At 41.8% G+C, this 7,408-nt stretch carries 6 protein-coding genes; 3 read left to right on the top strand and 3 right to left on the bottom strand.

Annotated features, from left to right (window positions below; genetic code table 11):
• Positions 1-123 precede the first annotated feature (123 nt).
• On the top strand, positions 124-630 hold the full coding sequence (locus B4J23_RS02690) for a hypothetical protein (RefSeq protein ID WP_291358686.1): 507 nt from the start codon (positions 124-126) through the stop codon (positions 628-630).
• A gap of 40 nt (positions 631-670) precedes the next feature.
• On the opposite strand, the gene B4J23_RS02695 is transcribed toward B4J23_RS02690, so the two are convergent.
• The 3 genes from B4J23_RS02695 to B4J23_RS02705 all read right to left on the bottom strand — a co-directional run bounded on the left by B4J23_RS02695 (position 671) and on the right by B4J23_RS02705 (position 3,448).
• Complete coding sequence (locus B4J23_RS02695; RefSeq protein ID WP_291358687.1) at positions 671-949, bottom strand: hypothetical protein; 279 nt, start codon at positions 947-949, stop codon at positions 671-673.
• 55 nt (positions 950-1,004) lie between these two features.
• A complete protein-coding gene (locus tag B4J23_RS02700; RefSeq protein WP_004784777.1) occupies positions 1,005-2,327 on the bottom strand; it encodes a hemolysin family protein in 1,323 nt (440 codons plus the stop codon).
• Positions 2,328-2,458: 131 nt separating this feature from the next.
• On the bottom strand, positions 2,459-3,448 hold the full coding sequence (locus tag B4J23_RS02705; protein WP_004784775.1) for a LysR family transcriptional regulator: 990 nt from the start codon (positions 3,446-3,448) through the stop codon (positions 2,459-2,461).
• A gap of 680 nt (positions 3,449-4,128) precedes the next feature.
• On the opposite strand from B4J23_RS02705, the gene B4J23_RS02710 reads away from it, so the two are divergent.
• Together B4J23_RS02710 and B4J23_RS02715 are read left to right on the top strand one after the other, a co-directional pair.
• Complete coding sequence (locus tag B4J23_RS02710) at positions 4,129-5,730, top strand: isocitrate lyase (protein ID WP_291358688.1); 1,602 nt, start codon at positions 4,129-4,131, stop codon at positions 5,728-5,730.
• 256 nt (positions 5,731-5,986) lie between these two features.
• A partial coding sequence (locus B4J23_RS02715; protein ID WP_291358689.1) for an efflux RND transporter permease subunit occupies positions 5,987-7,408 on the top strand: 1,422 nt, incomplete at its 3' end.

Consider the following 7,408-nt stretch of genomic DNA (forward strand, 5'->3'; position numbering starts at 1 on the left):
CGCAAGAATGATAGAGATGATCCGGATTTTGCAATTATTAGATTTGAGGACAAAGATTTTAATTTTTTAGTAAGGATTTATGCGAAAATAGTCCATTGCATATTTATTTTTTAGGGATAGTTTATGACTGATCAATCTCCTGCGACGCTAAGCGACATCGAAATTTTAGACATCCTTCAAACCATGAAGAATGATGAGCTAGATACAGAAGCAAAAGAAGTCATTCGTCAGGGTGGTAAAGCGGGTCGTCAGGAAGCGCATAAGCAGGCGTTGGTTGTATTGAATCAGTCATTTGAAGAAAAATTTGTTGAAGCGGTTTCTCTGGCCCTGAATTTGAATGAAGCACAAATCAAAAAAATCCGCTATAAGAAAGACCGTATCCGTATTTTAAAAGCGCGTGGTATTGATTACCTGGCAATTGATGGTGCGGAAACTGCCTTTGTACTGGCACAGATTGCACAGGCGATTCTACGTGAAAATGCGGTCGTCACTCATGACCTGCACAATATTTTCCCATTCTGGAAAGAAGGCTGGCCAATGGTGCAATTTGATAATGCCTACAAAATTTTGCAGGAAGATATCCAGATCCATTACCAGGCAGTCCTTGAAGCGCTTTTATCAAAAATCTAAATTGAATTGAATATAAAGAAGCACCTTCGTGGGTGCTTTTTTAGTGAGAATAAAATAGGGAAAGCAGCCAGCGCACAGGAAGTATAAACAGCCGCCACCAGGTGATGAGTGGATAATAAAAATATTCGCCTATTCTTAAAGTCGAATCAAATCCTTGCCGACGCCGTTCATAAGGATAGGGAGTCAGCCAGATTGAAAGTAAAATGAGTACAATTGCTAGGATCAGAAATATAGGCTGTTGATCTTGCATAAAGAAGAAATAGATTAAATATAAGGCCGAATAAAAACTCAGACAGGCGAGTAGCGCAGTAATATTCATAAAAGTCTCATTATTATTGTTTTTGGAATTTTAAAAAGATTGAAGAAGAACCAGATTATTCTGATTCTTCTGTCGGTGGCTTTTTCACTTCCAGCATACGTGTAACCAGTAACTGGTCAATCTTGAAATGATCAACATCGACAACTTCAAACTTATAACCCGCATGTAGCACAATATCTGCAGGACGTGGAATCTTGCGCAGCTTGAACATCATAAAACCAGCTAGGGTTTCATAGTTCTCTTCATCTGGCATTTCATCAATTTCCAGCGCATGTTTGATGTCTTCAATGGGCGTACTGCCATCAATCAACCATGAATTGCTGTCACGCTTAATGATCTGCTGGTCTTCTTCCAGGGGAGTAACCCAGTCGCCCATCACGGTAATCATGATGTCGGAAAGAGTAATCACACCTACGACCAAGGCATATTCATTAATAACGACTGCAAACTTTTCCTTGGTCGAACGGAAGCGATCCAGTAATTCAGATAGAGTCAGTGTATCTGGAATGGTCAGAACCGTACGGATGGTATTTTCATTCAACTGAAGTAAAGACTGATTATTCAGAATACGAACCAGAATATCTTTGGAGTCGACATAGCCAATTACATCGTCGATATTTTCATTACAGACCAGGAACTTGGAATAAGGGAATTCAGCCAGTTTCTGGCGAATACTGGCTTCCGATTCTTTCAAGGTAAAGAACACCACATTTTCACGTGTGGTCATACTAGAAGGAACATTACGTTCTTCAAGTTCAAACACGTTCTCAATAAAGTGATGTTCCTGTTTCTGTAACACCCCTGCCTGAGCACCCGCATCCATTACCGCTGAAATATCTGCGAAGGTAATATTGTCATCTCGGATGGTATTCACTTTAAACAAGCGGAACAACAGGTTCGCAATGGCATTGATGAACCAGGCCAATGGTTTACAGATTTTGATAAATACCTGAATTGGATTAATCACCGAGACAGAAATTTTTTCTGGAGCGATCATGGCCAGACGTTTCGGCATCAAGTCCGCAAACAGAATAAATAATGAAGTAACTGCAGTGAAGGACAGGCTGAACGCAATCGTTTCAGTCCAGGGACCTTGATAAAATCTGGAAAGTAAATTGATGATATAAGGGCGGAAGGCGCCTTCACCTAAAATACCGCCTAAAATGGCAACGGCGTTTAAGCCGATTTGGGAAGCTGCAAAAAAGTCAGCAGAGTTTTCTTGTAAATCTAAAACTTTTTGAGCGCGAATATCTCCCGATTCAGCCAAAATTTTTAATTTGACCTTACGGGCACCTGCAAGCGCGATTTCTGTTAATGATAAAAAACCGGCCCCCGCGATGAGTAATAAGATAATCACGATGTTTTGAAAGAGGCTCACGAATCCACCTGTGGATTAATATGATCTAGCTAAAAATATTTTTAACACAAAAAAAGACTTGAGGTACAAATAAAGTAACTCAAGTCTCTAGAGTATAAGTTTAAAAATGAGCAATTTAGCTAATATTCAATTCAATAATGCGAAAATTGCGAATTATTCATTAAAAATTCACGATTTTCTTCTTCGATCATCTGACGGGCTACATATAGAATCAGCTGACGTAACCAGCGATGGGCGGGATGATGATGCAATAAAGGACACCACGCCATCTTCAATTCAAACTCAGGAATATAGAATGGTGGATCTTTAATGAGTAAGTTCTGGTTTTTGGCTTGCAGACGTGCAATACGGGTCGGTAATGTTGCTACAAGATCGACATTGGCAGCCAGAAGACCAGGCATCTGATAATGACGGGTAAATACCGAAATCTTACGTTTTTGGCCAATACGTTCAAGAGCCTGATCAATCCAGCCGAGACCCGCCTGTTTCTCAGGGTTTACCCCAAAGCCAACGCCCATACCGGTTTTCGATACCCAGATATGCTGTGCATCCAGATAGCTTTTCAGATTCAGGTTGCCCGCAGCCGGATGCTTGTTATTTAACAGGCAAGAAAAGCTGTCACGCCAAACCAGTACCTGATGGAAGCTTTGCGGAATTTCATTAAAACGGTTAATCGCCAGATCAACTTTACCTTGTTCCATGTCACGATAGGACACATCACTTGGGGTTAAGAAGTCGAGAACCACATTTGGTGCTTCTGAACGTAATGCTTTCACCAGGCGTGGTACCAGTGTAGCTTCAGCATAATCTGAAGTCATGATGCGGAAAACACGGTTTGAAGTATAAGGGCGGAACTCGGTACGCGGTTCCAGAATCATGGAAAGATCCGCTAAGGCGTCACGGATACGAGGTTGGAGTTCTAGCGCACGTTCTGTTGGGGTCATACCTTCAGAAGAGCGAATCAGGAGAGGATCATTAAATAAATTTCGTAAGCGACGTAAAATGTTACTCATCGCAGGCTGGGTTACCCCAAGTTGTTCTGCTGCACGCGTGACATTTTTTTCACGTAAAAGTACGTCAAGATAAATGAGGAGATTAAGATCGACCCGCTCCAGATTCATAAAAAAAATACCGAAAATAAAATTATGAAATTATATGGATTATGCCATAACTACTATAACTTGTGTACGCAACTGATGAAAAAAAGCCCAGCTGATTGTACTGAAATGCCTTTTTGGAGTCTCTTTCACCGCAGATTTTGCCAGCCTGAATCCTTCTTTATTTTTAAAAGCAGAAAGGAAATCTGGCTGCCTCTAAAACGAAAGAAAGGTATTTCTGAAAAACAGAGGGAATTAGCAAATAATGTGCCAGATTTGATTAAAAATATTTCAACAAATAAATGAAAAATAATTCCTTTGAAATAAGTATTCTAGGTTTTAAGGCTCATAAAATAAACAAAAATTGCTGAAATTAGGCGCTGCTAAAGTCTTGCAAGACTTAAGTCTAATGAATATTTTTTGTTCTTGTTGCTGATGTTTTAGACAAAATCCAATTTCAAAAATTCAAAAATAAAATATTAAATACAATAACTTATAAAAAATTGATCAATATATAATTAGACTTTCATCTACATATTTTTTAAATAAATAATGATAATTCTTGCAGAATATTGGATTAATTTTTCGAAGCCCACTAATCTTTAGCTATCCCAACGGATCGTCGAAAATCTGAACAAGTCATTGAGGGTGTGATTTGAGCGGTTCGTTGCAGAAAAATCCTAATATTATTACAGGAATATATCATGACTACATATCAAACAGCGATTGATGCAATCCGCGAATTAAAAGCGAAATTCGGCAATACTTGGGCAGACATCAGTCCTGAAGATGCTGCGCGTATGCAACTTCAAAACCGTTTCAAAACTGGTTTAGACATTGCTAAATATACAGCGGCGATTATGCGTCGTGATATGGCTGCTTATGATGCCGACTCTAGCAAATACACTCAATCACTAGGCTGCTGGCACGGTTTCATCGCTCAGCAAAAAATGATTGCGAACAAAAAATACTTCGGTACAACTGAACGTCGCTATATCTACCTTTCTGGCTGGATGGTTGCTGCACTTCGTTCAGAATTCGGTCCTCTTCCTGACCAATCTATGCACGAAAAAACTTCTGTTCCTGCATTGATCGAAGAAATCTACACATTCTTACGTCAAGCTGATGCGAAAGAACTGAACGACCTGTTCCGCGCACTTAAAAAAGCTCAAGACGCTGGTGATACAGCTAAAGCTGCTGAAATCACTTCACAAATCGACAACTTCCAAACTCACGTTGTGCCAATCATTGCGGACATCGACGCTGGTTTCGGTAACGAAGAAGCGACTTACTTACTAGCTAAGAAAATGATCGAAGCGGGTGCTTGTGCACTTCAAATCGAAAACCAGGTTTCTGACGCGAAACAATGTGGTCACCAAGCTGGTAAAGTTACAGTTCCACACGAAGACTTCATCGCGAAAATCCACGCTCTTCGCTATGCATTCCTTGAAATGGGTCTTGACGACGGTATCATCGTTGCACGTACTGACTCTGAAGGCGCTGACTTGACTCAAAAAATCCCAGTGGTTAAAGAGCCAGGCGACATCGCTTCTATATACATCAGCTACTTAGATACTCAAGAAATTGACATCTCTGAAGCACAAGAAGACGAAATCCTGATCAAACGTGATGGCAAACTTCACCGTCCTAAACGTCTTGCTTCTGGCTTGTACCAGTTCCGTGAAGGCACTCAGATCGACCGCGTTGTACTTGACTGTATCACTAGCTTACAAAACGGTGCTGACCTTCTTTGGATCGAAACTGCGACTCCAAACGTAGCTGAAATCGCCCACATGGTTAACCGTGTACGTGAAGTTGTGCCAAATGCGAAACTTGTTTACAACAACTCTCCATCATTCAACTGGACACTGAACTTCCGCCAACAAGCGTATGACCGTTGGGTTGCTGAAGGTAAAGACGTATCTGCATACGACCGTGCTAAATTGATGAGCGCTGAGTACGACGATTCTGAACTGGCTGCTGAAGCTGACGAAAAAGTACGTACATTCCAAGCAGACGCTTCTCGTGAAGCAGGCGTGTTCCACCACTTGATCACTCTGCCTACTTACCACACAGCTGCTCTTTCTACTCATGAGCTTGCTCAAGGTTACTTCGGTTCTGAAGGTATGTTGGCTTATGTTGCTGGCGTACAACGTAAAGAAATCCGCGGCGGTATCGCTTGTGTGAAACACCAAGCAATGGCTGGTTCTGACATCGGTGACGACCACAAAGAAATCTTCGCTGGTGACAACGCGCTTAAAGCGGGTGACGATGCGAAAAACACAATGAACCAATTCTCTGCTTAATCAGCTCTGAATCGATTCTAAAAAAACCCTGCGCAAGCAGGGTTTTTTTATGCCTAAAATAAAATGAATAACCTTATAAATTGTTGAAACAGCTAGATGAAAGGCAAAATCTTCACAATTTCTTCATGATTTAATTTTATACATATTTTTCTGTGATCAAGCCTTGCATTCTCTAGGCCACTGCCTGAATATCCTTAAGCTGACTCAATAATGCAACGCTTTCTATAATTCATTAAATTCAAAGTGATTCAGACTTATGCTGTCTAAGTTTTTCATTCATCGTCCTATTTTTGCAGGTGTACTGGCCATTGTGGTCATGGCCATTGGACTTTTTGCGGTGATGAATTTACCTGTTGAACGTTATCCGGATATTGCACCGCCTCGTATTACTGTGGCAACAACCTATACCGGTGCATCTGCAGAAACAGTAGAAGAAAGCGTGACCCAGGTGCTGGAACAGCAAATTAAAGGTATCGACCGCTTGCTGTATTTCAGCTCAAGCAGTGATTCCTCAGGTCGAAGCCGGATCAGCATCAGTTTTGAAAATGGTACCGATCCAGATACAGCACAAGTACAGGTTCAAAATGCGATTAACGGGGTTCTCAATCGTTTGCCAGATGATGTCCAGCGACAGGGCGTGAATGTCTTCAAATCTCTTGGCGATACCCATATGGTCATCGGTTTGTATGATGAGTCACGGCGTAGCAGCAATATTGAACTGTCTGATTATTTGACCACGCATCTGGAACAGGATATTTCCCGAATTGATGGCATTGGGGAAGTGGATGTTTTTGGTTCACAGTTCGCGATGCGCATCTGGCTGAATCCAGCAAAATTGAAACAATATAACCTGATGCCAAGTGATGTGCGGGCAGCGATTGAATCACAAAATACTCAAGTGGCAGCCGGCGCAATTGGTGACTTGCCAACAGTCGATGATCAGTATCTGAATGCCAAAGTCACATCAGGCAGCCGTTTAAAAACAGTCGAAGAATTTGAAAATATTATTGTGAAGTCTGCCCGGGATGGTAGCTTTATCTACTTAAAAGATGTTGCACGGGTTGAATTGGGTGCGGAAAATTATCAGTCATATAGCACCACCAACGGCTATCCTTCTGCCGGTCTGGGCATTTCACTGGCCTCCGGTGCCAATGCAATTGCGACGTCGAGTCTGATCAAGGCTGAAATCGAGCGACTCTCCCAGCAGTTGCCGGAAGGCTATAAAATTGCCTATCCGCGTGACAATACACCGTTTGTTAAAGAATCGATTAAAGAAGTCGTTAAAACTTTATTCGAGGCGGTCATTCTGGTCGTCATCGTGATGTTTATCTTCCTGCAAAACTGGCGTGCCACCTTAATTCCGACTGTAACTGTGCCTGTAGTTTTACTCGGAACCATGGCAGTACTTTATGTTTTGGGACTGAGTATTAATACGCTGACTTTGTTTGCCTTAGTACTGGCCATTGGCTTGCTGGTCGATGATGCCATTGTGGTGGTAGAGAACGTTGAACGTCTGATGCATGAGCAGCAGCTTACAGCCAAAGAAGCAGCGCTGGAATCCATGCAGGAAATCAGCGGCGCACTGATCGGGATTACCCTGGTTTTAACCGCGGTCTTTATTCCCATGGCATTTTTTGGTGGCTCAACCGGGGTGATCTATCGTCAGTTCTCGATTACG

Origin of the sequence: Acinetobacter sp. UBA3025 (assembly GCF_002367915.1) — a bacterium.
Taxonomy (GTDB): Bacteria; Pseudomonadota; Gammaproteobacteria; order Pseudomonadales; family Moraxellaceae; genus Acinetobacter.

Bases quoted from the DNA above. Each gene is read 5' to 3' on its own strand.
- B4J23_RS02695 (WP_291358687.1), bottom strand. From the start codon at position 949: ATGAATATTACTGCGCTACTCGCCTGTCTGAGTTTTTATTCGGCCTTA.
- B4J23_RS02705 (WP_004784775.1), bottom strand. From the start codon at position 3,448: ATGAATCTGGAGCGGGTCGATCTTAATCTCCTCATTTATCTTGACGTA.
- B4J23_RS02710 (WP_291358688.1), top strand. From the start codon at position 4,129: ATGACTACATATCAAACAGCGATTGATGCAATCCGCGAATTAAAAGCG.
- B4J23_RS02690 (WP_291358686.1), top strand. From the start codon at position 124: ATGACTGATCAATCTCCTGCGACGCTAAGCGACATCGAAATTTTAGAC.